Source organism: Aeromonas sp. TECH754, assembly GCF_056279295.1.
This window is the reverse complement of record NZ_JBWBRA010000001.1, coordinates 2,329,924-2,354,670: the sequence shown is the minus strand read 5'-3', so window position 1 is coordinate 2,354,670 and position 24,747 is coordinate 2,329,924. Positions and strand designations below refer to the sequence as shown.

The 24,747-nt window shown below is 62.8% G+C and carries 26 protein-coding genes and 1 pseudogene; 11 read left to right on the top strand and 16 right to left on the bottom strand.

Annotated features, from left to right (window positions below):
* Positions 1–42 precede the first annotated feature (42 nt).
* The 3 genes and pseudogenes from ACZ9IL_RS10345 to ACZ9IL_RS10335 all read left to right on the top strand — a co-directional run bounded on the left by ACZ9IL_RS10345 (position 43) and on the right by ACZ9IL_RS10335 (position 1,998).
* Complete coding sequence (locus ACZ9IL_RS10345; protein WP_476003437.1) at positions 43–426, top strand: RidA family protein; 384 nt, start codon at positions 43–45, stop codon at positions 424–426.
* A gap of 194 nt (positions 427–620) precedes the next feature.
* On the top strand, positions 621–1,274 hold the full coding sequence (locus ACZ9IL_RS10340; RefSeq protein WP_476003436.1) for a helix-turn-helix transcriptional regulator: 654 nt from the start codon (positions 621–623) through the stop codon (positions 1,272–1,274).
* A gap of 136 nt (positions 1,275–1,410) precedes the next feature.
* Positions 1,411–1,998 (top strand): annotated as a pseudogene (locus ACZ9IL_RS10335) (histidine phosphatase family protein).
* Between the two features lie 50 nt (positions 1,999–2,048).
* Here the strand turns inward: ACZ9IL_RS10335 and ACZ9IL_RS10330 are convergent.
* Complete coding sequence (locus tag ACZ9IL_RS10330; RefSeq protein ID WP_476005339.1) at positions 2,049–5,192, bottom strand: DEAD/DEAH box helicase; 3,144 nt, start codon at positions 5,190–5,192, stop codon at positions 2,049–2,051.
* A 154-nt stretch (positions 5,193–5,346) separates the two neighbouring features.
* On the opposite strand from ACZ9IL_RS10330, the gene ACZ9IL_RS10325 reads away from it, so the two are divergent.
* Positions 5,347–5,814 carry a hypothetical protein gene (locus ACZ9IL_RS10325; RefSeq protein WP_476003435.1) on the top strand — a complete coding sequence of 156 codons (468 nt, stop codon included), beginning with the start codon at positions 5,347–5,349 and terminating at the stop codon, positions 5,812–5,814.
* A gap of 126 nt (positions 5,815–5,940) precedes the next feature.
* On the top strand, positions 5,941–6,309 hold the full coding sequence (locus ACZ9IL_RS10320) for a VOC family protein (RefSeq protein ID WP_476003434.1): 369 nt from the start codon (positions 5,941–5,943) through the stop codon (positions 6,307–6,309).
* Between the two features lie 115 nt (positions 6,310–6,424).
* On the opposite strand, the gene ACZ9IL_RS10315 is transcribed toward ACZ9IL_RS10320, so the two are convergent.
* Positions 6,425–6,634, bottom strand: a complete 210-nt coding sequence (locus ACZ9IL_RS10315; protein WP_476003433.1) for a DUF3955 domain-containing protein — start codon at positions 6,632–6,634, stop codon at positions 6,425–6,427.
* Between the two features lie 176 nt (positions 6,635–6,810).
* On the bottom strand, positions 6,811–8,157 hold the full coding sequence (gene gdhA / locus ACZ9IL_RS10310; RefSeq protein WP_476003432.1) for an NADP-specific glutamate dehydrogenase: 1,347 nt from the start codon (positions 8,155–8,157) through the stop codon (positions 6,811–6,813).
* A gap of 665 nt (positions 8,158–8,822) precedes the next feature.
* Here gdhA and rluF point away from each other — a divergent pair.
* A complete protein-coding gene (gene rluF / locus ACZ9IL_RS10305) occupies positions 8,823–9,815 on the top strand; it encodes a 23S rRNA pseudouridine(2604) synthase RluF (protein WP_476003431.1) in 993 nt (330 codons plus the stop codon).
* A gap of 187 nt (positions 9,816–10,002) precedes the next feature.
* Here the strand turns inward: rluF and ACZ9IL_RS10300 are convergent, their stop codons facing one another.
* Both ACZ9IL_RS10300 and ACZ9IL_RS10295 read right to left on the bottom strand, forming a co-directional pair.
* Positions 10,003–11,244, bottom strand: a complete 1,242-nt coding sequence (locus tag ACZ9IL_RS10300) for a cyanate transporter (protein ID WP_476003430.1) — start codon at positions 11,242–11,244, stop codon at positions 10,003–10,005.
* Positions 11,237–11,746, bottom strand: coding sequence for a nucleoside deaminase (locus ACZ9IL_RS10295; protein ID WP_476003429.1), 510 nt, complete (start codon positions 11,744–11,746; stop codon positions 11,237–11,239). Before ACZ9IL_RS10295 ends, ACZ9IL_RS10300 begins: the two co-directional genes overlap by 8 nt.
* 125 nt (positions 11,747–11,871) lie before the next feature.
* On the opposite strand from ACZ9IL_RS10295, the gene ACZ9IL_RS10290 reads away from it, so the two are divergent.
* Positions 11,872–12,714 (top strand): LysR family transcriptional regulator, encoded by an 843-nt coding sequence (locus ACZ9IL_RS10290; protein ID WP_476005338.1) that lies wholly within the window; start codon positions 11,872–11,874, stop codon positions 12,712–12,714.
* Between the two features lie 24 nt (positions 12,715–12,738).
* Here ACZ9IL_RS10290 and ACZ9IL_RS10285 read toward each other — a convergent pair whose 3' ends face one another.
* The 6 genes from ACZ9IL_RS10285 to ACZ9IL_RS10260 form a co-directional block, all read right to left on the bottom strand.
* Positions 12,739–13,938 carry an MFS transporter gene (locus ACZ9IL_RS10285; protein WP_476003428.1) on the bottom strand — a complete coding sequence of 400 codons (1,200 nt, stop codon included), beginning with the start codon at positions 13,936–13,938 and terminating at the stop codon, positions 12,739–12,741.
* Between the two features lie 121 nt (positions 13,939–14,059).
* On the bottom strand, positions 14,060–14,527 hold the full coding sequence (locus ACZ9IL_RS10280; RefSeq protein WP_476003427.1) for a GyrI-like domain-containing protein: 468 nt from the start codon (positions 14,525–14,527) through the stop codon (positions 14,060–14,062).
* Between the two features lie 37 nt (positions 14,528–14,564).
* Positions 14,565–14,720: a pleiotropic regulatory protein RsmS gene (gene rsmS / locus ACZ9IL_RS10275; protein ID WP_476003426.1), complete on the bottom strand. Its 156-nt coding sequence runs from the start codon at positions 14,718–14,720 to the stop codon at positions 14,565–14,567.
* Positions 14,721–14,810: 90 nt separating this feature from the next.
* Positions 14,811–15,281, bottom strand: coding sequence for an acyl-CoA thioesterase (locus tag ACZ9IL_RS10270; RefSeq protein ID WP_033131882.1), 471 nt, complete (start codon positions 15,279–15,281; stop codon positions 14,811–14,813).
* Between the two features lie 19 nt (positions 15,282–15,300).
* Entirely contained in the window at positions 15,301–15,600 is a 300-nt protein-coding gene (locus ACZ9IL_RS10265; RefSeq protein WP_476003425.1) for a hypothetical protein, read from the bottom strand.
* Positions 15,597–16,448, bottom strand: a complete 852-nt coding sequence (locus ACZ9IL_RS10260) for a DMT family transporter (RefSeq protein WP_476003424.1) — start codon at positions 16,446–16,448, stop codon at positions 15,597–15,599. The genes ACZ9IL_RS10265 and ACZ9IL_RS10260 overlap by 4 nt, the downstream gene beginning before the upstream one ends.
* Positions 16,449–16,508: 60 nt before the next feature.
* Between ACZ9IL_RS10260 and ACZ9IL_RS10255 the strand changes: the two genes are divergently transcribed.
* Together ACZ9IL_RS10255 and ACZ9IL_RS10250 are read left to right on the top strand one after the other, a co-directional pair.
* Positions 16,509–17,159, top strand: coding sequence for a tellurite resistance TerB family protein (locus ACZ9IL_RS10255; RefSeq protein ID WP_033131885.1), 651 nt, complete (start codon positions 16,509–16,511; stop codon positions 17,157–17,159).
* Positions 17,160–17,330: 171 nt separating this feature from the next.
* On the top strand, positions 17,331–17,789 hold the full coding sequence (locus tag ACZ9IL_RS10250; protein WP_476003423.1) for an N-acetyltransferase family protein: 459 nt from the start codon (positions 17,331–17,333) through the stop codon (positions 17,787–17,789).
* A gap of 77 nt (positions 17,790–17,866) precedes the next feature.
* Here ACZ9IL_RS10250 and ACZ9IL_RS10245 read toward each other — a convergent pair whose 3' ends face one another.
* The 5 genes from ACZ9IL_RS10245 to ACZ9IL_RS10225 form a co-directional block, all read right to left on the bottom strand.
* Positions 17,867–18,571: a hypothetical protein gene (locus tag ACZ9IL_RS10245; RefSeq protein WP_476003422.1), complete on the bottom strand. Its 705-nt coding sequence runs from the start codon at positions 18,569–18,571 to the stop codon at positions 17,867–17,869.
* Positions 18,556–19,086 carry an RNA polymerase sigma factor gene (locus ACZ9IL_RS10240; protein WP_476003421.1) on the bottom strand — a complete coding sequence of 177 codons (531 nt, stop codon included), beginning with the start codon at positions 19,084–19,086 and terminating at the stop codon, positions 18,556–18,558. The genes ACZ9IL_RS10245 and ACZ9IL_RS10240 overlap by 16 nt, the downstream gene beginning before the upstream one ends.
* 7 nt (positions 19,087–19,093) lie before the next feature.
* On the bottom strand, positions 19,094–19,513 hold the full coding sequence (locus ACZ9IL_RS10235) for a COG4315 family predicted lipoprotein (protein ID WP_476003420.1): 420 nt from the start codon (positions 19,511–19,513) through the stop codon (positions 19,094–19,096).
* A 37-nt stretch (positions 19,514–19,550) separates the two neighbouring features.
* Positions 19,551–20,369 carry a substrate-binding domain-containing protein gene (locus ACZ9IL_RS10230; protein WP_476003419.1) on the bottom strand — a complete coding sequence of 273 codons (819 nt, stop codon included), beginning with the start codon at positions 20,367–20,369 and terminating at the stop codon, positions 19,551–19,553.
* 143 nt (positions 20,370–20,512) lie between these two features.
* On the bottom strand, positions 20,513–21,928 hold the full coding sequence (locus ACZ9IL_RS10225; RefSeq protein ID WP_476003418.1) for an aminotransferase-like domain-containing protein: 1,416 nt from the start codon (positions 21,926–21,928) through the stop codon (positions 20,513–20,515).
* Between the two features lie 120 nt (positions 21,929–22,048).
* Between ACZ9IL_RS10225 and ACZ9IL_RS10220 the strand changes: the two genes are divergently transcribed.
* A complete protein-coding gene (locus ACZ9IL_RS10220; protein WP_476003417.1) occupies positions 22,049–23,620 on the top strand; it encodes a cytochrome ubiquinol oxidase subunit I in 1,572 nt (523 codons plus the stop codon).
* Positions 23,620–24,747, top strand: a complete 1,128-nt coding sequence (cydB, locus tag ACZ9IL_RS10215; protein WP_476003416.1) for a cytochrome d ubiquinol oxidase subunit II — start codon at positions 23,620–23,622, stop codon at positions 24,745–24,747. Before ACZ9IL_RS10220 ends, cydB begins: the two co-directional genes overlap by 1 nt.

Below are 24,747 nucleotides of genomic sequence, written 5' to 3'. Positions count from 1 at the left end.
CCATGAGCTAGACGCTCACACCTGCTGATCTTCGGAGGTCCTATGAAAACCGTTATCGTCGCAACCGCTGCACCCGATGCCATTGGTCCCTACAGCCATGGCACCGCCTATGGCAATCTCATCTTCACCTCGGGTCAGCTGCCCGTCTGCAAGCGCCAGGGTGGCGTGGTGGAAGGCGGGATCGAGGCCCAGACCCGCCAATCGCTGGAGAATCTGAAGTCCGTGCTGGAGGCCGGCGGTGGCAGTCTGGCAACCGTGCTCAAGACCACCTGCTATCTGGCAGATATCGCCGATTTCGCCGCCTTCAACGGGGTCTACCAGCAGTATTTCCTGAGCGAGTGTCCTGCGCGCAGCTGCTTTGCGGTCAAGGATCTGCCGATGGGCGTCAGGGTCGAGATCGAGGCCATCGCTCATCGACTGCCCTGAGAGGGGAGTCGCTTGCGAGCCGTTTGACTATGCCCTGCCCAGGCTTGCCAGCCCTGCGGCAGTGCGCAAAAACCGCCATAGAGATCAGACAGATGGCAACAGTGGACATGGCTGCCGCCGAGGCTATCATGTCTGCCTGAGCAGGCACCCAGCCGCAGCCGATGATGGGCCGCGGCGTTACCATCAAGGCCCCCATGAAACTGCACGAGTTGACCCCGACCGATTTCGAGATCCTCAAGGCGATGGAGATCATAGTGGACGGCATCGCCGCCATGTATGGCCAGCATACCGAGGTGCTGCTGCACAGCCTGGATGCGAGCAATCCGTCGATCATCAAGATTGCCAACGGCCACATCACCGGCCGCAGCGTCGGCGCCCCCATCACCAATCTGGCGATGATGAAACTCAAGAGCGGGCAGGATGTCTCCAGTCCCTACATGACCAAGTGCGCCACCGGCAAGACGCTGCGTTCCCTCACCACCGTCATTCGCAACGGCGAGCACAAGGCGATCGGGCTGCTCTGCATCAACAGCGATATGGACGCCCCGCTGCAATCCGTGCTGCGCACCATGATGCCCGAATGCATGCACCAGCATGAGCCGAGCGCTACCCCTGAGGTGTTCGCCCGCAACATCGACGAAGCCCTGAGCAGCACCATCGACAGCATCAGCGCCGAGGTGCGGGGCAACGAGGCGGTGCCGCCGTCCCAGAAGACTCGGGTCATGGTCAACCAGCTGCATGAGCTGGGGATCTTCGAACTCAAAGACAGCGCCCAGCTCACCGCCCGTCAGCTCGGCATCTCGGTGCACTCCATCTACCGCTATCTGCGGGAGATCAAGAAGGGCTGAGCGCCCTTGAACTCGGTGGCAGGAACCGGGTCAGCCCTGACCCGTTTGCTCGCCCATTGCGGCCACCTGAGTCTTTATCGTTCCGCCCATCTGTTATCATCTGCCCTTTCGTCTATCTCAACTTGCTGGAGAAGCCATGCCGCGCACCCTCTATCTGCTGCGCCACGGCCAAACCCGCTATAACGCCGAGCTGAGGCTGCAGGGGCGTTGCAACTCGGATCTGACCACCAAGGGGGAGGCGCAGGCCGCCGCCATGGGGGCTCGCCTGCGCGACCTGCTGGATGACGCCGCACGCTGGACCCCCTATGCCAGTCCCCTCGGTCGGGCCCGGCAGACGGCGCAACTGGTGTGCCAGCAGCTGGGGCTAGATAGCGATCGCATCGTCTAGAACGAGCGGCTGGTGGAGCTTGGGATGGGGGAGTGGGAGAGCCGTCGGGTGCCGGATCTGCTGGAAGATCATCCCGAACTCGATATCGGTAAACCGGATTGGTACCTGCAGGCGCCGGCCGGGGAAGATTTTCAAAGCATCCAGCGCCGGGCCCAGAGCTGGCTGCGGGATAACAGCGTCGTCGAGCGCGCCATCGTCATCTCCCACGGCCTGTTTGGCGCCATGCTGCGCGGCGCCTATGCCGATCTCGACTATGTCACCACTTGGCGCCAGGAGCTGCCACAGGATGCCTTCTTCAAGCTCAGCGGCGGCCGCATCGAGCGGATCCCATGCTGATCCCAATGAAAACGGCTCGCGGATGGGCGAGGTGTTTTATCTAATGGGAGTTAGCCAACCGCCAACTTTGCTGCTTCTTTCCACATGAAGGGAGGCATCGGAGTGGTCAACTGCCATTTGATGTTCATCGGTTGGCTGCCGCTGTGGGAGATGTATTCCACCTCACCAAAGTTCACAAAGCCAAGGGTGCGGCCAAATTCATCTTTGCTCTGCTCACGGACAAACAGAAACAAGCGCTTACCTTCTGCTCTGTGGTTAATGTAACTCAGGCCTTTACCATGCTCAGGGCGAGCGCTGTTTTGGCTCTGCCAATGGAACAGCGACTCGTTGATGGCGTAGTCGTGATAACGGGTGGTGGGGGAGAAGTGCTGCTCCGTCTTGTTCAGGGTCACGAACAGCAATTCGATATTTTGCTCTGCGATGACATACACCCCTTCGCGAGCTGTGGGTTGTTGCGCGAAGGTGGTCGCACCAAAGCCAACCAGTACCTGCTCTCTGGCATAGCGGGCATGCAGTTGCAGCGGATTGCCGGGAAGGTCAGGCATGGCTCGCTGTTCGTGCTGCACCCGATTGATCAGCATGGGTAACAGATCTGCCAGCTCAGCCCTTAACTCTGGTTGATTGAGTCGTTTCAGGCTGTGCGTCAAGGAGCTAAAGCCTGCGTTGGGGCCGCTCTGTTGCCAGAAGTCGTAGTGACACATCAAGGTCATGCGCTCATCGTGCTCGGCCGTTAAGGTAAAGGCGCCTTCCACTAAGGTCTGCAAGAATTTCAAGTAATGGAGCGCATCGCAGCCCAATAGCCGTTTTTGGATGGCCCGGGTGTAGAGGGTAGATAACTTATCATCGCTCATTTCAGAAACAATGTGGTTACGAGCCTGTTTGACCAAGGTGCTCCAGTTGCCGCGCTTGTAGATCTCCTCAAGGCTGATGTGAGGGTAAAACTTCAAAAAGTTCGCCAGCGTCAGCGGTAAATCGCAATCCTGTGAGAAACGGCGGATCAGGCCCATGAGCCTTGAGGTATTGAGGGTCGCCTTCTTGATATTGCTCAGAATTAACTCTTGGGTCTGTTTTGAGAGTTCGATGCGGCAGCCCAGGGGGGCGTGAGGGAAGCCCTGTTTGATTTCGTGGCTGATCGCCTTATTTGTTTTACCCACCAGCGCCCGGAATTTCTGGGCAAAGTCATACTCAGCACGGGCATTGCCAACAAAATCCAACACGGTACAGCACTCTTTATCACTCGCCAGCCGCAGGCCGCGCCCTAATTGCTGCAAGAAGATGGTGAGGCTTTCCGTTGGTCGTAAAAACAGCAAGGTATCGACTTCCGGGATATCGACACCTTCGTTGAAGATATCCACCACGCAGAGAATATTGATAACGCCGGTACGCAAATCTTGTTGTTTGCTATGCCGCTCGTCTCGGTTATCGCTGGTGAGGATGTCAGCCTTAATACCTTTCAGTAAAAATGCCTTGCACATAAAATCGGCATGTTCACGGCTCACACAAAATGCCAGCGCCTTGATCTTGGTAATATCGGTGACGATCTCATCGAGGCTTTGGACTATTTTCTGCACTCGCTGCTGATTGTGGGTGTAGATATTGGTGAGCTCACTAATGTCATAACGGCCATTTTTCCAAGCGACTTGGCGCAAGTCGGTATCATCGTCGATGCCAAAATAGTGGAACGGACAGAGATGGCGGCGATTGATGGCCTCTGGCAAGCGGATTTCAGCTGCGATCACGCCACCAAAGTCCGCGAGAATATCACCACCATCATGGCGCTCCGGCGTCGCAGTCAATCCCAAGAGAATTTCAGGGGAGAAGGCTGAGAGCAAACCCCGGTAACTGGCTGCGGCAATATGGTGAACCTCATCGATGACGATGTAATCGAAATAATCTGAGCTAAGACGCAAACTAGCCAGTTGGTTATTCAAGGATTGCACCGAGGCAAATAGCTGATGGTAGTGAGTTGGCACGGCGCCACCGACCAATAGTTCACCAAAATGGGATTGCTTGAGCACACCGCGGTAAGAGGCCAATGCTTGGCGCAAGATCTCCTCTTTGTGGGCGACAAACAGAAACTTGGCGTCGGGTTTGGTTTTCAGAAAACGAGCAAAATCAAAGGCGGAGACCAAGGTTTTTCCCGTGCCGGTGGCCGCAACCACCAAGTTACGAAAGCGCTGGTGCAAGGAGCGCTCCATTGCCAATTGCTCAAGGATCTCCTGTTGATGGGGGAACGGCGTGATATCAAAGAAATAGGCAGGAGCATTTTTGTCGCAATCACCACGGGCCTCTTGCAGCGCATGCTGTAATTTTGTACGGCTTTCGAGCTTGCCATCAAACAGCTCAAAATCATCGGACTCCCAATAGGTTTCAAAGGTACTCAGGGATTTCTCGATAATATGAGGGATCTCTTGCGAGGTGATTTTTAGGTTCCACTCCAAGCCACTGGTGAGGGCAGAATGAGAGAGGTTGGATGAACCTATATAGCCGGTATGAAATCCTGTATTTCGGCAAAAGAGATAGCTCTTGGCATGCAACCGCTCGCGCTGGGTGTTGTAGCTGAGTTTGACTTCTGTGTTGGGCAGGTTGGCTAAAAATTCGACTGCTTTGGCGTCGGTTGCCCCCATATAAGAAGTGGTAATCACTTTTAATTGGCGGCCGCTGCGGGTGAACTCCTCCAGCTCATGGCGGAAAATACGAATGCCTGCCCATTTGATAAACGAGACAAGCCAGCAGATGCTGTCCGCTGATAAGATTTCCCGTTTAATCTCCGACTCCATCGACAAGCCCGCATTGCTGCCGCAGAACAGCTCACTTTGCGTTAGGCCTGTCAGAGGGAAAATATCTTCGGCATATTGCTTTAAATTGGCGGAGATGGGGTTATCCAACTGGTAGAGTGCTGTCAGGATTTTCCCCTGACTATCGATGAGATTCTCGCCAATAAAGTCTGGGTCTTGCGTGCGATCTTTTAGCCAAAGCAATAACTGATTAGCCAATGCAATCTGCCGTTGCAGCTGATCTTCTCCAGTAACCGAACCCACCGCATATTCCAAAACACGGCTCAGAAATCGTGATAACCAGACAGCCGCTTCGGCTGGTTCAAGCTGGCGTTCCCCTACGTAAAAGTGCTCGCGGTCGAGTCGAGATGTCAGCAGTTGAGTAATGAGTTGTTCATAAATACCGCATTGTTGCATCGCACACTGGCCTTGAACGTTGTACATGAGGGTGGTGAGAAGAGTATCATTTTTTCCAACCAAATCAGTAAGCTATTGTCGCCTGTTACTCGTTTGAAAATCGCTCCGGTTTTTCGTGATACAGCTCGGCAGTGGCAACCACAGGGAGGTGGTGATGGATCCGGTTTCTTGGCTTTTTTCGGCGTATCTCAATTTGGTACAGCAACCGGTGTCGGATCACTATGGGACCGAGCTTAAAACCTTGGCGGTGGAGTATGAAGGGGAGCGAGTTCCCTTCTCTTATCAGCTCTGGCAGATCAAACAGAACAGCGTCTGTCGTCCCTATGAGCAGGATGTGCGGCGTTTTAGCCAGTGTACGGTCAAGGCAAGGGCGCTGTTTGGCAAGCTGTGCGATGAGTTATCGCGCCAGGATGACAGTAGCTGGCAGCTCCCTAAGTACCGCACCATGTACTGCTCGGCCGCCATCGGCTATCGCCCCATGATTGCGGAGATCGCCGATGCCAAGCAGAGTCCGGCGAAGCTCGCGGAGCGGGCCTGTAATCAGGCGATCTTGGCTGCCATGGACAGTGAAGATGAGGCCTTGCTGGCCCAGCGTGACAGGGCTTGTGCTGCGGCGCAGTGATCGGATTTTTTCTGGGGAAGGGTCAATTGGATTTGTATTTGCGTACCCTGGCACACTCGTCCTCGTAAAGGCCGGGCCGGGTATGTTGGGCTGTGTGGCGCGATAGCGTAATGGTGAGGAGGAAGCATGATCAGCCATATCGACCATCTGGTATTGACGGTGAGCGACATCGAGCGTTCGGTCGCGTTTTATAGCTCAGTGCTCAAGATGGAGGCCATCACCTTTGGCAAGGGACGGCGGGCGCTGCGCTTTGGCAATCAGAAGATCAATTTGCAGCTACTGGGGCAGGAGCCGCGCAACCGGGCCCAGGTGGGGGCGGGGGATATCTGCCTCATCACCCACTGGCCGCTGGAGCAGGTGATATTTCAGCTTAGCTACCACGGGGTCGAGATAGTGGAGGGCCCCGTCACCAAGAGCGGCGCCTGCGGACCCATCGAGTCGGTCTATTTTCTGGATCCGGATCGGCATCTTATCGAAATAAGTCGCTACCTCTAAGGCTGCGCATGCGGGTTTAGATGGAAAAAGCAGTGCAGGCAACCGGTGGACAAGAGGGGAGGCGAGTCTTTGGCTGCCATGGCCCCGCATTGGGGAATGCCGATACCCAACTCAGTCAGCCTGAGCGACCCAGCCGGCGTCTCGCCCTGAGCAGTCCCAGGAAGGTCAGTCCAGCCCCCACCAACAGCAACAGATAACCGAGGGGGAGCAAGGCGAAAGGTTCATGCAAGAACCCCTGTTTATCGAGGGAGGAGCCGATAAGGCTGAACGCCATGAAGCTGCCGACCCCCATCACCATCAAGAAAACGCCGAACTTGACCATCATATTGTCCTCGCTGGATGTAAAGAGCGGGCACTCTGTCACGGCCGGGTGAAGGGAGTGTGAAGTGGGATGGGAAAGGCACAGGTGCAGAACCCGCTGACAACACGGATGAAAAGGGCAGCCATGGGCTGCCCTTCGTTATCGGATGTGGCGGGGTGTTCCCTGTCCGTGAACCGGGATCAGCAGACCCCTTGTGCCAGCATGGCGTCGGCCACCTTGACGAAGCCGGCGATGTTGGCGCCTGACTCGTAGTTCACGTGGGCTTGCTCGTCCTGACCGTAACGTACGCAGGTGGCGTGGATGCTGTTCATGATCCCCTTGAGGCGTGCATCCACCTCTTCCCGGCTCCAGCAGAGGCGCTGGGCATTCTGGCTCATCTCGAGGCCGGAGGTGGCGACGCCACCGGCGTTGGCGGCCTTGCCCGGCGCAAACAACACGCGGGCGTCGTGGAACGCCTGGATGGCCGCGGCGCTGCTCGGCATGTTGGCCCCCTCGGCCACCAGCTGAACGCCGTTCGCGATGAGGTTGGCGGCATCATCTTCCTCCAGCTCGTTCTGGGTGGCGCAGGGCAGGGCGACCTGAGCCGGCAGGTGCCAGGGGGTGCGGCCGGTGAAGAACTCGAGGCCGAACTCGTGGGCGTAATCCGCCACCCGCTTGCGCTGCTCGTTCTTGAGCTCCATCAGGCGGGCCAGCTTCTCTGGGGTGAAGCCGTCCGGATCATGGACGGTGCCGCCGGAGTCGGAGGCGCTGATGACCTTGGCGCCGAGCTCCATCGCCTTCTCGATGGCGTATTGCGCCACGTTGCCGGAGCCCGACACCGACACCGTCATGCCCGCCAGGGACTGGCCACGGTGGGCCAGCATGGCCTCGACGAAGTAAAGCAGGCCGTAGCCGGTGGCTTCCGGGCGAATGAGGCTGCCACCGAAGGAGAGTCCCTTGCCGGTAAAGACGCACTCGGCGCTGTTGGTGAGCTTCTTCATCATGCCCGCCATGTAGCTCACCTCGCGCCCGCCGACGCCGATGTCACCGGCCGGCACGTCGGTGTTGGCACCCAGGTGGCGATAGAGCTCCAGCATCAGTGCCTGACAGAAGCGCATTACCTCGCCCTCGCTCTTGCCCTTGGGATCAAAATCGCTGCCGCCCTTGCCGCCGCCCATGGGCAATGTGGTGAGGGCGTTCTTGAAGGTCTGCTCGAAGGCGAGGAATTTCAGCACCGAGAGATCCACCGAGGGGTGGAAGCGCATGCCGCCCTTGAAGGGGCCGATGGCCGAGCTGTGCTGGATGCGATAGCCGCGGTTCACCTGCACCTGACCCTTGTCGTCCACCCAGCTGACCCGAAACTGCACCAAGCGCTCCGGCTCCACCAGTCGCTCCAGCAGGCCGTGCTGCAGATAGCGGGGGTGGCGGGTCAGATAGGGCCAGATGGAGGCGACCACCTCGCTCACCGCCTGGATGAACTCGGGTTGATGGGCGTTGCGCTTGGCGACCTGGGCCAGAAAATCCGCCTGGGATAGGGAATGACTCATCTGTAACTCCTGTAATGAATGATAAAAGTGGCCTCATGCCAGAGAAGGGTTCATGCCCCGTATCCAAATTTATGTTCGATGTTTTAGGTGAATACGGACAACAATTTGGTTTCTTGCAAGGTTTGCCGACAAAGGGCGCAATGACGCCTGCGGGGCTCAACCTCGGCAAGATAATTCGTGCTGACGAAAATCTTTTTATGCATTTTCAGTCAATAAATAGCAAGTATTAGTTCTTCCTTTTTACGTCGAACCGAGCTTGCCAGCTGGCGTTGGCCAGCCAGCCTTCGGCAATAAGCGGGGGAAGCTTATCCGGCGGGTTGGCGCGGCAGAAGGGGGACGCAAGCGGTACACCGAGTTGCGTCCTCGATGATGCGGGTGAAGGCTGAGAGCTGAGAGACGGAGTCGCTGAGGTTTGGGGGGAACGGTGGCCTGGCATCCTTTGGGGCGCATTCTCAGGTTCAGGCCGGGCGGCAGGGGGCGGGATCCGTGGCGTTGCAAGTATCCGGCGAACGAAACGGGGCAATATGCTACTGTAGCGGCGTTTTTTTGAAGAATGCGCAGGCTTTGACCCTTTTAATGATGGAATGCTATGCAGACTAACCCGATGACGATCTGGCTGACCCAGCCGACAACCCCCCTCAACCCCATGATCTGGCAGGTGACCCATGCTGGCCGATGAATCCATGCGCCTGAACAAATACATCAGCGAGAGCGGCATCTGCTCGCGCCGTGAGGCCGACCGCTTCATCGAGCAGGGCCACGTCTTCATCAACGGCAAGCGGGCCGGGATTGGTGATCAGGTGTTTGCCGGGGATCTGGTCAAGGTCAACGGTCAGGTGATCGAGGCGCGCGAGGCGGACAGCCTGGTGTTCATCGTGCTGAACAAGCCGGTGGGCATCGTCTCCACCACCGAGGCGGGGGAGAAGGACAACATCGTCGACTTCGTCAACCACAGCACCCGCATCTTCCCCATAGGCCGGCTCGACAAGGATTCCCAGGGGCTCATCTTCCTCACCAACCACGGGGATCTGGTGAACAAGATCCTGCGGGCGGGCAACGATCACGAGAAAGAGTACCTGGTGACCGTGGACAAGCCGGTGACCGATGAGTTCATCAAGGGGATGGGGGCCGGGGTGCCGATCCTCGGCGCCGTCACCAAGAAGTGCAAGGTGAAGAAAGAGGCGCCCTTCGTGTTTCGCATCACCCTGGTGCAGGGGCTGAATCGCCAGATCCGCCGCATGTGCGAGCACTTCGGCTTCGAGGTCACCAAGCTCGAGCGCATCCGCATCATGAACGTCAGCCTCAAGGGGTTGCCGGTGGGGGAGTGGCGCGATCTCACCGACGACGAGCTGATCGAGCTGTTCAAGCTGATCGAGGACTCCTCCTCCGAGGTGAAACCGGCCAAGGGGGCGCAGCCTGCCAACAAGCCGGTTGCCAAGGCGGCGCAGGGCAAGAAGCCCCGTCGGGACGACGATCACGAGATTGGCGGCCGCCCCAACGTACCGGGTCCGGCTGCATTCGAAAACAAGAGCCCGGCGGGCAAGGGTGCGTCAGGTAAAGCTGGCGCTGGCAAGGGAGCCCAGAACAAGGGCAGTAAACCGGCCGCGGCGGGCAAACCGCGCACCAATCAGGGGGGACGGCAGAAGAAGGGGCGCTAAGAACCTGTTCATGGTCTTACTGCGAGACCGTGATCAAGGCTCATGTGCTGCTCGGAATCCTCATTTATGTCTATAAACTCCGGTTCCTGCGCTGCTCTTCACCTTGCTGACAGTCTCTCGTGACGGCTCGTGAACAGGTTCTAAGACGCTCCCTTGCTCGATTGTTCATGCTTCCAATACACCGGCCCTAGGCCGGTGTATTGCTTTGGGCCGCCCCTGCGGGTGACACCACCGCGCGGGGCAGGGGTTGCCTCATCACGCGGGCGTAGTGCGCGGGGTTGAGGCGCAGCACCAGCAGGCTCATCAGCACCAGTCCGCCGAGCTGCCACTGCCAGGCGCTGGCAAAGTCGCCGCTCACATGATGCAGGCGCGCCGCCACCCAGGGGCCGGTCGCCGCCAGCATGAAGCCGAAACCCTGCATCAGGGCGCTGAGGGTGCCGGCACGGCGGGGATCCGGCAAATGATCGAGCGCGATCACCATGATCAGGGAGAAGCTGCCGCCAAGGCCCGCGCCGCACAGCATGCACCAGAGGATGGGGGCGCTGGTCGGCGCCAGCCAGAGGCCGCCAAAGCCCAGCACCTGCAACAGGATGGCGAGCCCCATCCAGGGGCGTCGGTCCAGCTTGCGCGCCGCCAGCAGCGGCAGGCCGAGGCCGCTCAGGGTCTGGGCCAGGGCCAGCCAGGCCACCAGCTCGCCCCCTTGCTGGGCACTCCAGCCCAGCGCCAGGTAGGCTGGCGCCAGCCAGGCCACGACGATGCCATAGCCGCTGTTGATGATGCCGAAGCACAGGATCAGTAGCCAGCTGCGGGGCAGGGCGATCAGCCGCTGCTCCCCCTCGGGTGCGGGCGGCGCAGGGGGGGCGGGCAGCCGCACCCGCCAGCCGAGCCAGCCGAGCGCCAGCAGCACCGGCAGGCTCCACAGCGCCAGCACCCGCGACCAGTCCAGCTGGCTCGCGAGCTGGGGGCTGAGCACAGCGCCAAGGGCCCCGCCCCCCATCATGCAGGCGGAAAAGATCCCCATCACCAGCGGCACCCGGTTGGCGAAGGCCTGCTTGATGAGGCCGGGCAGTACCCCCTGCACCAAGGCCGAACCCAGGCCGCAGAGGGCGGCGCTGGCGATGAGCAGGGCACCGCTGCTCACGTCGAACCGCAGTGCGCTGCCCAGCGCCAGCAGCAGCAGGGCCGCGGCCAGCAGCGGGCGCGGGCCGGCCAGGGCGCGCAGGGCCGGGGTGAACAGCACCCCCACCCCGATCAGCAGCAACGGCAGCAGGGTCACCCAGGCGAGGGTATCCATGCCCAGCGCCAGCCGTGCGTCTATCTGCCCCGCCAGGGGGCCGATGGCGGTGAGGAAGGGGCGCAGGTTGATGCCAATCAGCATCACCAGCACCAGCAGGGCGCCGGCCCCATGCCGAATAGACGGCTTACTCATGGGGCTCGGCGCCATAGAGGGCGGCGGCCGGGAGCGGGCTCGGCAGCTTGATGAGCGGCAGCGGCGGCGGGCTGAGGGGCAGTCGCAGCTTGTCGTAGCTCGATGTGCTGTCAAAACCGAAGGGGGCCGCGTCCTGATTGTCGAAGGCGTAATAGACGGCGCTGATGCCGTTCATCACCAGCGCGCACAGGCACATGGGGCAGGGGTGGCCGCTGGCATAGACCACGGCGCCCTTGAGCGGGCCGTGCCGACTGGCGTCGCGCAGCGCCTCCAGCTCGGCGTGACGGGTGGGATCCCCCGCCTCCAGCATGCGGTTGACGGCGCTCGCCAGCAGCTTGCCCTCTTTCACCAGCAGGGCGGCGAAGGGACGGCCCCCATGCTGGCGGTGGGTCAGCGCCAGGTGCAGCGTCTGCTCGAGCCACTCCTGATGAGTGGGGTCGGAAAGCGCGGTCAGCGAGTTGACGAGATGGGCGCCGGACGGGGGGAGATGGGCCTGTGGCATGGGAAATCCTGTGAAAGAGGGGGGATGGGAGCAGCCTAGCGGGCCGTCATGTCATTTGGAAATTAAATGATAGAATGACTATCAGTGATTTTATAAATGGGAAAACCCCTTAAATGGACAGCCCCCTGCTGGATCCCCAGCTCTTGCGCAGCTTTGTCGCCATCCTCGAGACCGGCAGTTTCACCCGCGCCGGCGAGCGGGTGCACCTGACCCAATCCACCATCAGCCAGCAGATGCGCCGTCTCGAGCAGCAGCTCGGCTGCCCGCTGCTGGACCGAAGTGGCCGCACCGTGGTGGCCACGGTGGCCGGGGAGAAGCTGCTGGGGCTGGCGCGTCGCATCCTGGCGCTGCTGGCCCAGGCTGGGGAGCGGGTGAGCGAGGCAAGCCAGCCGCTGCGGATCGGGGTGCCGGAGGATTTCGCCGCCGGTGTCATGGCGCCGGTGCTGGCCGCCTTCGCCCGCCAGTTTCCGATGGTGCGGCTGGAGGTGCAGAGCGGCCTCAGCCACGAGTTGTGGCGCAGCTTCGAGGAGGGGGCGCTGGATCTGGCGCTGGTCAAGCAGGCGCGCGGGCAGGGGGATCCCGTCGCCCGCTGGCGCGAGCCGCTCGCCTGGGTCGATAGTCGCGACTGGCCCGCCTGCGGGCGGGATCCGGTGCCGCTGGTGGTGTTCCCGAGCGAGGGCCTCTACCGGCGCCAGTTGACGGAGGCCCTCGACGCCAAGGGGCTGCGCTGGCACATCGCCTATGTCAGCGCTAGCCTCGCCAGCCTGCAGGGGGCGGTCAGTGCGGGGATCGGGGTCAGCCTGCTGCCGGCACGGTTGCGGCTGCCGGATCAGGTCGAGTTGCCGGACTGGCCCCAGGTGCGCTCGGTGGAGCTGGCGCTGCACCTGGGAATGGACCAAGGAGAGCCGCTCGAGCGCCTCAGCCAGGCTCTGATCCAGCTGTGCGACGAGGTCATGGGGCCGCGTTGAGCGCAGGCCGTGGCATCCACCGCGTTAGCGCACCCTGAAGCGGACGATCAGCATCGTCGTCAGGGCCAGGCCGAAGAGTACCGGCGCCCAGGTGCCATGATGGCTCAGCAGGGTGGCACCCGCGGCGGCGATCCCCGCCAGCCCTTGCTGCAAAAAGCCGCACAAGGCCATGGCATAGGCGCCATGCTCCCTGGCATCGCTGACCGCCAACGCCATGCTGTTGGGAAAGAGTACCGCCTGGCCGAAAATGATGAGGCAGTAGAGCCCCATCATGACCACCAGTGCACCGGCACCCTGCAACCCTGACAAGAGAGATAGCAATACCATGCCGGCAGAGGCCAGCAAGATGAGGCCGGCCCCTTGCCTCATCAGCCGCTTGCCACCCACCCTGGCGACCTGCCGATTGACCGCCATGGCCCCCGCGAAGTAGGCAACCCCGATCAACAGCCCCAGCGCACCGAAGGTGGTCACCTCCAGCGCGAATCCTTGCAGCAGGACGAAGGGGCTGATCTCCTGCAGGGTGACCGTGATGGCAAAGCCCAGTCCCCCGGCGCAGGCGGGCCAGAGAAAGCCGGGGCGTCGCAGCAGGCTGGCGTAGCGTTGCCACATGCCGATGGTGGGCGTTGCGGGATGGGGGCCCTGCAGTGGCAGGCGGATCATCAGCACCAGCGCCACCATGCCAACGCCCGCCACCAGCACGAACCCCAGCTGCCAGTGGGCATAGCGACTGATCAGCCCGCCAACCCATTGGCCGCCACCGAGCGCGGTGATGAAGGCGATGGAGAGGACAGAGAGGCGGCGAGCCAGCTCATCCCCCTGCCAGTGATCCCGTATCAGGATGCGGGCAATGATGGTGGCGCCCCCCGCCGCAATGCCCTGCAGGGTACGCAAGATCAACAGCAGCGGCCCCTGGCTGGTGGTGGCAAGCAACAGGCTTACCCCGACGAACAACAGCAGCGACAGGGCAAGAGGGAGTCGGCGGCCATAGCGATCGGCGGCGGCGCCCCAGAACAGCAGTGGCAGGGCGGCGCCAATCACGAACAGGGAGATGGAGAGCTCCGCATCTTGCCTCGTGATGGCGAGATCGCTCATCACGATGGGCAGGGAGGGGAGGTAAACCGTGGTGGCCATCTGGGCCATGAACACGATGAGGCAGGCCAGCGTCATGAGCCGGGCCGACCGGCTCCCGGGTCCTGCTTGTGTGCTGCAATTCTGCTTATCCATCACGAGGCTCATGCAAAGAAAGGGCTCCATCCTTGCATTGCCTTCGCTCGGCGTCATCTCATTTATAAGTTGTTGTTATTATTATTTATCCACACGTGAACCGGCTATGCCCAATGAGGCATCAGGCGATCGCCTGCCTGGGCAGCACGGCGAGCCAGACCTCCACCTCGCCGCTGCCGATGGCGGGGTCAAAGGCGGCGCCGTAGCGCTCGAAATCCGGCTTGTGGGCAGACTCATAATCGGACCGGGCCAGCCAGTCCAGCGCCCCTTGCCAGGTCTGTGGCAGGGTGGAGACGTGGCCTTTATGCAGGAAGACGGCGTAGGTCTGGGGGGCGATGCGCATCCGGCCAAGGGTCTTGGGCAAGACCTCCAGCGCCGCGACTTCCACCGCGCACATGTATTCGCAGCCGGTGGCGTCGGCGCCGCAGATGACGCCGTAGGCGTGCTCCCCGAGCTGGCCGGGCAGCGGCCCCAGGGCGCCAAAGTCGCGCCACTGGCCGCCGAAGTCCCCTTGCTGGAACTCATGGTGGCGGCGCAGGCCCCCCAGCAGCATGGGGCGACCGGTTTCGAAACGGATGGGATCTGCCATAAAACCTCCTTGGTGGTGTGGGGCGGCCGAGCCGGGCTCAGCAATCCTCGCCTTCCTTCAGCTTGCGTTGATAGTCCTGAGTGACGATGGCCAGCGCCGCCAGCGCCAGCGCCGGCGCTATCCGGTTGGTCTCCAGCAGTTCGATGAGATCCACCGCGAGCTTGACCTCGGGCGGGGCGTTTTCCAGTGACATGGGTTGCTCCGGTACTCGTCTGTCGATGGGCCATTATACAGGGCGGCGCCCGGATAGGGAGCTGGCCCTGGTCACATCTGACTGGCGCCCTCACAGATGCTGGCGCATCTCCTTGTCTATCTCCTCGCGCAGGGCCATCAGCTTCCTGGCGTATTGCTGCAACTGCCGATCCTCGTCCGAAACGGGCTGCCACTGGGGCACCTTGTTCGGTTTGCCGCCCTCGTCCATGGCGACGAAGATGATGATGCAGTGGGTGGTCTTGTGGCGCTCCCGCTCGGTGGGGTGGCGGCTGTAGACATCCACCGCCAGGTGCATGCTGGTGGTGCCGGTGTGGATCACCCGGGCGTGCACCTCCACCAGCTGGCCTATCTGGATGGGGCGCAGGAAGCGGATACCCCCCACGTAGACGGTGACGGCGTAGCCGCCGCACCAGCCGGCGGCGCAGGCGTAGCCCGCCTGATCGATCCACTTCATCACCATGCCGCCGTGTACCTTGCCGCCGAAGTTGACGTCGGCGGGCTCGGCCAGAAACTGCAGGGTCAGCTCGCGGGGTGGGGTCATGCATTCTCCTCAGATGGCATCACTGCCGGTTACTCTTGCGGTAGGCGTCGGCCTGCTGGCAGGGCGCCAGGGGCGACACATAGGGGCGTTCATTGCCGGTGCGCTGGCCGACACTGGCGTATTGCTGCTGGCATCGGGTCGCCTTGCCCCCGGCCCTGACGCAGGCATCGATGAGTTGCTGTTTGTCCTGCCCCGTCTGTTGTTGGCGGGCGTTGATGCAGGCTCTGTCCAGCCCGGCCTGATGGGTTGCCTTGTCCGGATTGGCGGCAAGCAGGCCGGTCGAGAGGGTAAGTCCGAGCAGCAGTATGGCGATCTTCATGGTTTGTCTCCCGCCGGGGGGCGTCCCGCGATGACCAGGGCTATGCCCCCCAGAATGCCCAGCGATGACAATAACAACCGCAGCGACCAGGACTCATCCAACCAGATGAGCCCGGCCATGGCCGCGAGCAGGGGCACCAGCAGCTGGACGCTGGCGGCCAGGGTGCGTCCCAGCTGGGGCAGCACGCTATACCAGAGCGCATACCCCAGGCCGGAGGCGAGGGCCCCCGAGGCCAGGGCATAACCGATGGCGGCGGGGCTGGCTTCGAGCCGGCCCAGCAGCAGATAGAGCAGGGCCGCAGGCAGGCTGGCGCGCAGGAAGTGGCCGGCATTGGCGGCGACGGGATCGCCAACGCGCGAGGCCCGCAGGGTATAGCAGGCCCAGGCGATGCCGGCGGTGACCATCAGGACAGCCCCCAGGAGATCCGGCGCCCGGATGCCGGGCAGCAACAGCAGCACCAACCCCGCCATGGCGAGCAGCAAGCCGGCCCATTGGCGAGCAGGCAGACGCTCGCCCCGCAGCAGAGGGGGCGCCAGCATGCTGAGCTGGACGGCCGCAAACAGCAGCAGGGCACCCGTGCCCGTGGTCAGGGTGAGATAGGCAAAGGAGAAGGCGGCGGCGTAGACGAGGAGGGCCAGGGCGCCCCCCCAGTCTCCCTGGCGGGGCGGCGTGGGGCTGCGGGCAGCACAGAGCAGCACCAGCATCAGGGCCCCGCTGGTCAGTCGCAGCAGGGTAAAGAGCGCCGGATCCATCCGCTCTTCGAACAGGGCCAGGCGGCAGAGCAGGGAGTTGGCCGCGAAGGCGAGCAGGGTAAAGAGGGTCAGCAGGGCCAGTCTTGGGAGCGGCATTCATTCACCTCAGATTCAGTCAGGCCAACCTAGCATGAAAACCACCGTGGAGGAGGACCTATGAAACAAATACTCGACCAACTGCTGGGTGCCGGCAAGGGCTGGCTCAACGATGGCGGTGACAGCCGCAAGGCGCAGATGAAGGGCATGGCGCAGGGCGGTCTGGCCGCCGGGGCCATGGCCTTGCTGCTCGGCAACAAGAAGGTGCGCAAGTATGGCGGCAAGGTCGCGGCGGTGGGCGGTGCGGCGGCCCTGGGTGGCCTCGCCTACAAGCTCTATCAGGACTGGCAGTCCCAGCAGGGGGGCGCGAGCCAGCCTGCCCAGCCCCTGGATACCCTGCAAGGGCAGGCGCTGGACGCCCGTTCGACCCTGCTGGTGCGCGCCATGGTGGCGGCGGCCCGGGCCGACGGCCACATCGACGACGCCGAGCGTCAGAAGATCCAGCAATACCTGACCGAGCAGGGACAGAGCGATGCGGCGCGCTGGATCGACGCCGAGCTCGCCCGCCCGCTGGATCCCCAGGCGCTGGCCCGGGAGGTCACCGACATGGAGCAGGCCACCGAGGTCTACCTCGCCTCCCTGCTCGCCATCGACGTGGATCACTTCATGGAGCGCGGTTACCTCGATGAGCTGGCGCGGGCCCTCAAGCTCGACGATAACCTCAGGGGCAGCATAGAGCGCCAGGTCGCCCAGCTGAACGGGCCGGGCTAATCCCCGAACACAGTGTTGATACAAGGCCCCGTGACGGGGCCTTGTTGTTGGTGCCGGCAGAACAAAAAAGCTTCAAATGGGTTTCTTTCTCGCTTTGGCTGCCGTTATGATTGACCCCTCGTCCACCTGTTGAGGGGGACTTCGGAAGTGTGACATTGCAGGGAGCATCCATTGAACATACGCAAGGCCACTGAGCAGGATATCGACGCCATTCTCGAACTGAATCGGCAAATCGGATTGATCCATTTTGAGCAGGCCCCAGAGGTGTTTTGCCCACCCTCATCCCAGGAGCGTGAGTTTTTGCTGGGTGCCATAGGCTGCGAGGAACGGCTGTTCTGCGTGGCGGTGGACAGCGAACGGGTGCTGGGATTTCTGACGGCCAGGATCGAGATCAATGAAGCCGTCCCCTTCCTCACCAAGCTCCCCATCTGCCGTATCGGCTCCGTGGTGGTCGATGAGAGTCATCGCTCCCGCGGCATCGGCAAGGCGTTGATGGCTCACTGCGATGACTGGGCCAAGGCCCATGATGCGAGCCAGATCCGGCTGGAGGTGATGTCATTCAATGAGAGGGCCAAGTCCCTTTACCAATCCCTTGGTTTCACCAGACTGTCTGAAATTTATGCCCGATAAGCGGGCCCTCTCTATGAACGAGGCCCCGTCATGGGGCCTCGTGGTTTATGTCGCGGGTTTGATGGCAACATTTGTGCCTAGCTCTGTGTCGGCCAGGGGCCGAGTTCGATGCAGTGGCCGCGATAGAGTGGACGTTCGTCCCCCTTCGCCATCACCAGCAGCTCGCTGCTCGCCTTGAGCTGCTGCCATTCGGTCGGGCTCATCAGGCGACCCGCCATGACCTCTTTGAGGGGGGCCAGGGGCACCAGCTTGGCGGACGCTTTGTCGCGCATCCAGAGCATGGCGTCGGCGGGCAGGTGCAGCGGGCTCGCCTGATTCTGCTGCAAGCGGATGCTGGACTGACCCGGCTGCTTGCCCTGATAGGCCACCAGCACGAAGGGAGCCTCCTCGCCCGCGGAGGACATCATGGCCAGGTAGCGCACCGGCTGGATGGGGGCTGAGGGCGAGGGGAGCAGCGGCTGCAACCACAGGCCCAGCAGCAGGGAGGCAGCCATGGCGAGCGGCCACCACAGGCGATTGGGCCTGGGCTTGGGGGAGATCCCCTGCTCTATCCTGCGCCAGACGTTGCGGGGCAGGGAGGGGACCGGTCGGGGCTGCTGCAGCAGGGGATCCAGATGTTGTTGCCACTGGGCAATCCACTGCCACCAGCCGGGATCGCGTGCCATCAGGCGGCTCATCCTGGCCTGCACCCGCGGGCTCAGGGTGCCCAGCACGTATTCGCCGGCGAGCCGCTCGCGAAGGCGGGGATCCCGGTAGCGTTTGGGGGTCATTGGGTCAGACATAGCTTGAGCTCCTCCAGTCCGCGCCGGATCCAGGACTTGACGGTGCCAAGCGGTGTCCGGGTGTGGGTGACTATCTCCTGGTGGCTCAGGCCGTGACGATAGGCGAGCACTATGGCGTTGCGCTTGTCGGCGGAGAGTCGCCCGAGGCAGTGCTCGAGGGAAAAAGAGGGGGCAAGCGCCCCCTCGGTCTCCTGGCTGGCTTGCTCCTCCCAGGACTCTTCCTGCGGGGTTTCCCCGTGGCGCTTCTTCGCCCGCAGGGCATCGATGGCCAGATTGCGCATGCACTGGCAGAGCCAGGCCCAGGGGTAGTCGGCGGGATAGGCGCTCTGGCCGTGCCAGATCTTCAAAAAGCCCTCCTGCAGTATGTCCGCGGCCCACTGCTTGTCCTTGAGCAGGGCGTGGAGCATGGCGTACAGGGGCTGACCCGTCAGCTGGTAGAGCGCTTCAAATGCCTGCTTGTCCCTAAGCCGACTGCGGGCGAGCAGGTGGGCGAGCTGCTGGTTGTCGATATTCACTCAGACCTCATCGTTGGACGCGGTGCCAGACATTCTTCATGCCATCTCCGCTGCTCTGACCGGGCTGCTCATCCTTGATCCAGCGATAGAGCGGCTGGCCACGGTAGCTCCACTGATAGCGGCCGTCGTCGCGCAGGACCAGGCCAACCCCGGCGTCGGCGGCCTTGCCTACCCCCGCCTTTGCCTGTTCTGCGCTGGCCAATGCCGGCGGCCATTTCTCGGCACATTCAGCATAACAGTTTGATTTTCCTTGGGCATCCTTGTCGAAGCGATAGAGGCTAAAGCCCTGTGCGTCGACCAGATAGGCCTTGCCGTTCTCGGTCATCTGGGCGATGGGCAACTGCTCGGCGCCGCTCAGGGGCTGGGTTTCCAGGGCCCAGGCCGAGGCGAGGGGCAGGCAGGTGAGGCTGATGAGGAACTTGTTCATGGGTATTCTCCTTGGGTCTGTTGTCTATGGGGTTGGGTTAACGGGTCCAGCCATCCTGGGCGAATAAGGGCTCGCCTTGGGGGCTGTCGATGAAGTTGATGAAGCGCTGGGTGCTGGCGTCAGCCCCCTCTGCCCTGGCGATGACGAGATCGCGATAGATGCGGCGCTCCGGCTCTATCTCGACGAAATCGGCCTGGTCCTGGTGGTTCAGTGGCCAGTGCACCCAGGTGATCCAGGCATCGGCCTGCTGGCCGGTGAAGGCCCGGAAGCTGGCGCCGCTGCCCTGCTCGAAGGCAATGATGTTGCGCCGCAGCTTCTGCACATCGGCCAGGGAGCCCTTGCGCCCGGCGACGTCTTCCCAGAGGCCGGTGCCCGAGGTGTTGTAGCTGCCGAGTCCCTCGGTCACCACCACCTTGAGGGGACGGTTGATCAGATCCTCGATGCCGGTGATCCGTGCCGGGTTGCCCTTTTGCACCGCGATGACACTGCGGCGCAGGTAGTAGGCATGGGCGCTCTGCTTGTCGAGGAAGGGGTAGCGCTCCAGATAGGCGGACATGGATTGCTCGGCGCCGGCGAAGAACAGATCGGCATCCTGCAGCGCCCGATCACGCCAGCTGGACTCGGGGCCGGCGGTGACCTCGACCTTGATCCCGGTCTCCTGCTGGAAGGCTGCGGCCGCCCGTTTCAGCGCGCTATCCGGCCCGCCCGGGCCATAGAGGCGGATCACGCCATCGCCGGCCCGATGGACAACGCTGGTCTCGGAGGCGGCAGCCTGATCAGCACTTGGGGCGGCCTGCAGCGGCAGCTGGATGAGGGCCGCGCAGATCAGGGCTGGCCATAGGGGGTGGGGTTTCATCGTCTCTCCTTGTGTGAGGTTCAAACAAGAGACGAAGGGGAGTGGCGATTGGATGCAGCCGCATGGAAAAAAAGATGCGCAGTGGGGAAGGGTGAGCGGGGTTGAAGGCGAGCCCGCCCCACTGGCGGGCCTGAGGGACGCTTCTAACCGGCGCCCAGTTGCCGGTGGATAAGGTCGGCCAGCTGCCCGAGAGCCGCCTCCAGCGCCGGGCTCCAGGGATGGGAGCTGTTGATGCGCAGGCAGTGATTGTGCTGGCCCTGGCTCGAGAACAGCGCCCCCGGTGCCAGCGAGAAACCGCAGGCCAGCGCCTGGGCGTGCAGGGCCCGGCTGTCGAGGCGGGGATCAAACTCCAGCCAGAGGAAGTAGCCGCCATCCGGGGCGCTGATGCGCACCTCATCCGGGAAGAGGCGCAGCAGGGCCGCCCGCATCTGCTGCTGACGCTGAGCCAGGGTGTGGCGCAGGCGCCGAAAGTGGGCATCGACCCCGCCCTGGCGCAGCATGTCGGCCAGCGCCAGCTGGCTCGGCACATTGGTGGACAGGGTCGACATCAGCTGCAAGCGCTGGATGCGCTCGGCATGGGGCCCGGCCACCACCCAGCCGACCCGAAAGCCCGGCGCCAGGCACTTGGTCCAGGAGCTGCACAGCAGGCTGTCGCCCCGTGCATCCCAGCTCTTGATGGGGCGGGGTCGTTCGCGGCCGAAATAGAGCTCGGCGTAGACGTCGTCCTCCACTAGCGGCACCCGGTGTTCGTTGAGCAGGGCCATCAGCGCCTGCTTGTGGCCATCCGGCATGGTGTGGCCCAGGGGGTGCTGGACGTTGCCCATCAGCCAGCAGGCCTTGATGGGGCGCAGGATCAGCGCCTCCACCAGCAGGGCGAGATCGATGCCGACCCCGGGGATCACCGGGATCTCCACCACGTTGAGTTTCAAGCGCTCTATGGCCTGCAGGGCGCCGTAGAAGGTGGGGGACTCCACCACCACCCAGTCCCCCGGCTCGGTCAGGGCCTGCAGCCCGAGGGAGAGCGCCTCCATGGCGCCGGTGGTGATGATGATCTGCTGGGGGTCGACCGTCAGCCCGTCGCTGGCATAACGCTGGGCGATGGCGCGGCGCAGCGCCTCGTTGCCGGGGGGAAGGTCGGCGACCGTGCTGAAGGGATCGAGCCGGCGCATGCAGCTGGCCAGGGCCCGGCCGAGCTGGGGGTGGGGGAAGAGGGCGGGATCCGCCACCGCCATGCCGAGCGGCACCAGCGCACGGGACTTGCTCGCCTGCAGCACCTCGAACACCAGGTCGTTGATGTCCACCGAGCCGCTGTAGTGCGCCTGCTGGGTTGCGCCGGTGCGCAGGGGGGAGGAGGCGGCCTTGACGTAGTAGCCGGACTGGGGCCGCGCCAGCACGAGGCCACGGCTTTCGAGCAGCTGATAGGCCTGCAGCACCGTCATGGGGCTGAGGTTATGGGTCTTGCAGCTCTGGCGAATGGAGGGAATGCGCTCCCCCGGTTGCCAGAGGCCGCGCTCTATCTGCTGTTGCAGCAGGGCTGCCAGCTGGCCGTAGCGGGACATGGTGGGCCTAAACTGTTATAGGTGTATTTCACTATAACTGCATCTGTTATAGGTGTCATGACTCATGTTGTACTTGGCAGGCGAAAAGCTGACTGTTAAATGCAACATAGAGAGTCCTGCATGATTAACCTGGATGATGTGGTAAGCCTGTCCCGATTGCAGTTCGGGGCCACGGCCATGTTTCACTTCCTGTTTGTGCCCCTCACCCTGGGGCTGTCCTGGATCCTGGTGATCGCCGAATCCGCCTACGTGATGACCGGCAAGGTGATCTACAAGGACATCACCCGCTTCTGGGGCAAGTTGTTTGGTATCAACTTCGTGATGGGGGTGACCACGGGGATCACCCTGGAGTTCCAGTTCGGCACCAACTGGGCCTACTACTCCCACTATGTGGGTGACATCTTCGGCGCCCCCCTGGCGGTGGAAGGGCTGATGGCCTTCTTCCTCGAATCCACCCTGGTGGGGCTGTTCTTCTTCGGCTGGGACAGGCTCTCCCGCGGTCAGCACCTGATGGTGACCGCCTTGGTGGCGCTTGGCTCCAACCTCTCCGCGCTCTGGATCCTGATCGCCAACGGCTGGATGCAGAACCCGGTCGGCGCCGAGTTCAACCCCATGACGATGCGGATGGAGCTGACCGACGTCACCGCCGTGCTGTTCAACCCGGTGGCCCAGGTCAAGTTCGTGCACACGGTGGCGGCGGGTTACGTGGCCGCCTCCCTGTTCGTGATGGGGGTGAGCAGCTGGTATCTGCTGCGCCGCATGGAGGTGCGCTTCGCCCTGCGCTCCTTCGCCATCGCCTCGGGTTTTGGCCTGGCCGCCATCCTCTCGGTCATCGTCCTCGGGGACGAGTCGGGTTATCGCACCGGGGAGGTGCAGAAGGTCAAGCTCGCCGCCATCGAGGCGGAGTGGGAGACAGAGCCCGCCCCGGCGGCCTTCACCCTGTTCGGCTGGCCCGATCAGAGTGCCGAGACCACCCACGCGGCCGTCAAGATCCCCTACCTGATGGGCATCATCGCCACCCGCTCCCTGGATGAGGCGGTGACCGGCATCAAGGATCTCAAGGCGCAGCACGAGGTGCGTATCCGTAGCGGCATGCTGGCCTATGGCGCGCTGGAGGCGCTGCGCCAGGACGGTGGCAACGGCGCCGCCCGCGCCACCTTCGAGCAGCACCGGGCCGATCTCGGCTACGGTCTGCTGCTCACCCCCCACGCCAAGGACATCGCCCAGGCCGACGAGGCGGCCATCGCCAAGGCGGTCGAGGATTCCGTGCCCCAGGTGGCGCCGCTGTTCTGGAGTTTCCGGCTGATGGTGGGCATAGGGGTTGTGTTACTGGTGCTCTTTGCCGCGGCCTTCCTGCAGCTGTGCCGGGGCCGGCTGGTGCAGTCCCCCCGCCTGCTGAGGGTGCTGTTCTGGAGCATTCCGCTGCCCTGGGTAGCCATCGAGGCGGGCTGGTTCGTGGCCGAATTTGGCCGCCAGCCCTGGACCATCAGCGAGGTGCTGCCGGTATCGGCCTCGGTCTCCCTGCTGCAGCCGGGCCAGATCTGGTTCAGCCTCATCTCCATCAGCCTCATCTACACCAGCCTGCTGGTGGTGGAGCTGTTCTTGTTGCGTCATGTGATCCGCAAAGGGCCTGCCAGCCTGCAGACGGGTCGTTATCAAGGTGAAGTCTTGGCAAGCGGGAGTGCGCTCTGATGGATTACGAAACTCTGAAAGTGATCTGGTGGGGTCTGGTGCTGTTCCTGCTCATCGGCTTCGTGGTGATGGATGGCTTCGATCTGGGGGTGGGCATACTGCTGCCGGTGGTGGCCAAGAGTGACGAGGAGCGGCGGGTGCTGCTCAACAGCGTCGGCCCGGTGTGGGAGGGCAACCAGGTGTGGCTCATCGCCGGGGCCGGTACTCTGTTCGCCGCCTGGCCGCTGGTCTATGCCGCCGCCTTCTCGGCGCTCTACGTGCCCTTCATGTTCCTGCTGTTTGGCCTGTTCCTGCGCCCGGTCGGTTTCGACTATCGCAGCAAGCTGCCTGACCCCGTGTGGCGCCGTTGGTGGGACCGCGCTTTGGTGACCGGGGCCCTGCTGCCGACCCTGGTGTTTGGCGCGACGCTGGGCTTCTTGCTGCAAGGCTTGCCGTTTCGCTTCGACTCGCACCTGCGCATCCACTACGGCGCCTTCGAGTTCCACTGGCCGCTGCTGCTGACCTGCATGGGCACGGCGCTGGCCCTGCTGATGCTGCATGGCGCCAGCTTCCTGCAGTGCAAGACCCAAGGGGTGATTGCCGAGCGCTGCGCCCGCCAGAGCCTCTGGCTCGGCCCCCTGGCGAGCGGCCTGTTTGCCCTCGGCGGCGTCTGGCTCAGCCAGATGGCGGGCTACCAGATACAGGAGATAGGCGATCTCAACGGCGCCCTCACCCCGCTGATGAAGCAGGTGGCGCTGGCACCGGACGGTTGGTTTGGCAACTTCGCGGCGCAGCCCTGGCTCTGGGTCGTGCCGGCCCTGGGTCTGCTGCTGCCCATGGTGAGCAGCCTGGCCAGTGCCCGCGGCCTACCGCGCCTGGCCATCCTGGCCAGCGGCGGCGCCTGCGCCAGCATGATGCTGACCATCGCCATCGCCCTGTTCCCCTTCGTGCTGCCCTCGTCGCTGGATCCGTCGAGCAGCCTGACCCTGTGGGACGGCACCTCCAGCGAGGGCACCCTGCTCATCATGCTGGGGATAGTGGGGGTGCTGATGCCCATCAACATCGGCTACACCCTCTGGGTCTACCGGGTGGTGCGCGGCAAGGTCAGCACGGATCAGGTTCGCCAGCACGGCCACAGCCTCTACTAA

What these genes read in the sequence shown, in the direction of transcription:
- ACZ9IL_RS10345 (WP_476003437.1), top strand. Translation starts at nt 43, where the DNA reads ATGAAAACCGTTATCGTCGCAACCGCTGCACCCGATGCCATTGGTCCC.
- ACZ9IL_RS10340 (WP_476003436.1), top strand. Translation starts at nt 621, where the DNA reads ATGAAACTGCACGAGTTGACCCCGACCGATTTCGAGATCCTCAAGGCG.
- ACZ9IL_RS10330 (WP_476005339.1), bottom strand. Translation starts at nt 5,192, where the DNA reads ATGCAACAATGCGGTATTTATGAACAACTCATTACTCAACTGCTGACA.
- ACZ9IL_RS10325 (WP_476003435.1), top strand. Translation starts at nt 5,347, where the DNA reads ATGGATCCGGTTTCTTGGCTTTTTTCGGCGTATCTCAATTTGGTACAG.
- ACZ9IL_RS10320 (WP_476003434.1), top strand. Translation starts at nt 5,941, where the DNA reads ATGATCAGCCATATCGACCATCTGGTATTGACGGTGAGCGACATCGAG.
- ACZ9IL_RS10315 (WP_476003433.1), bottom strand. Translation starts at nt 6,634, where the DNA reads ATGATGGTCAAGTTCGGCGTTTTCTTGATGGTGATGGGGGTCGGCAGC.
- gdhA (WP_476003432.1), bottom strand. Translation starts at nt 8,157, where the DNA reads ATGAGTCATTCCCTATCCCAGGCGGATTTTCTGGCCCAGGTCGCCAAG.
- rluF (WP_476003431.1), top strand. Translation starts at nt 8,823, where the DNA reads ATGCTGGCCGATGAATCCATGCGCCTGAACAAATACATCAGCGAGAGC.
- ACZ9IL_RS10300 (WP_476003430.1), bottom strand. Translation starts at nt 11,244, where the DNA reads ATGAGTAAGCCGTCTATTCGGCATGGGGCCGGCGCCCTGCTGGTGCTG.
- ACZ9IL_RS10295 (WP_476003429.1), bottom strand. Translation starts at nt 11,746, where the DNA reads ATGCCACAGGCCCATCTCCCCCCGTCCGGCGCCCATCTCGTCAACTCG.
- ACZ9IL_RS10285 (WP_476003428.1), bottom strand. Translation starts at nt 13,938, where the DNA reads ATGGATAAGCAGAATTGCAGCACACAAGCAGGACCCGGGAGCCGGTCG.
- ACZ9IL_RS10280 (WP_476003427.1), bottom strand. Translation starts at nt 14,527, where the DNA reads ATGGCAGATCCCATCCGTTTCGAAACCGGTCGCCCCATGCTGCTGGGG.
- rsmS (WP_476003426.1), bottom strand. Translation starts at nt 14,720, where the DNA reads ATGTCACTGGAAAACGCCCCGCCCGAGGTCAAGCTCGCGGTGGATCTC.
- ACZ9IL_RS10270 (WP_033131882.1), bottom strand. Translation starts at nt 15,281, where the DNA reads ATGACCCCACCCCGCGAGCTGACCCTGCAGTTTCTGGCCGAGCCCGCC.
- ACZ9IL_RS10265 (WP_476003425.1), bottom strand. Translation starts at nt 15,600, where the DNA reads ATGAAGATCGCCATACTGCTGCTCGGACTTACCCTCTCGACCGGCCTG.
- ACZ9IL_RS10260 (WP_476003424.1), bottom strand. Translation starts at nt 16,448, where the DNA reads ATGCCGCTCCCAAGACTGGCCCTGCTGACCCTCTTTACCCTGCTCGCC.
- ACZ9IL_RS10255 (WP_033131885.1), top strand. Translation starts at nt 16,509, where the DNA reads ATGAAACAAATACTCGACCAACTGCTGGGTGCCGGCAAGGGCTGGCTC.
- ACZ9IL_RS10245 (WP_476003422.1), bottom strand. Translation starts at nt 18,571, where the DNA reads ATGTCTGACCCAATGACCCCCAAACGCTACCGGGATCCCCGCCTTCGC.
- ACZ9IL_RS10235 (WP_476003420.1), bottom strand. Translation starts at nt 19,513, where the DNA reads ATGAACAAGTTCCTCATCAGCCTCACCTGCCTGCCCCTCGCCTCGGCC.
- ACZ9IL_RS10230 (WP_476003419.1), bottom strand. Translation starts at nt 20,369, where the DNA reads ATGAAACCCCACCCCCTATGGCCAGCCCTGATCTGCGCGGCCCTCATC.
- ACZ9IL_RS10225 (WP_476003418.1), bottom strand. Translation starts at nt 21,928, where the DNA reads ATGTCCCGCTACGGCCAGCTGGCAGCCCTGCTGCAACAGCAGATAGAG.
- ACZ9IL_RS10220 (WP_476003417.1), top strand. Translation starts at nt 22,049, where the DNA reads ATGATTAACCTGGATGATGTGGTAAGCCTGTCCCGATTGCAGTTCGGG.
- cydB (WP_476003416.1), top strand. Translation starts at nt 23,620, where the DNA reads ATGGATTACGAAACTCTGAAAGTGATCTGGTGGGGTCTGGTGCTGTTC.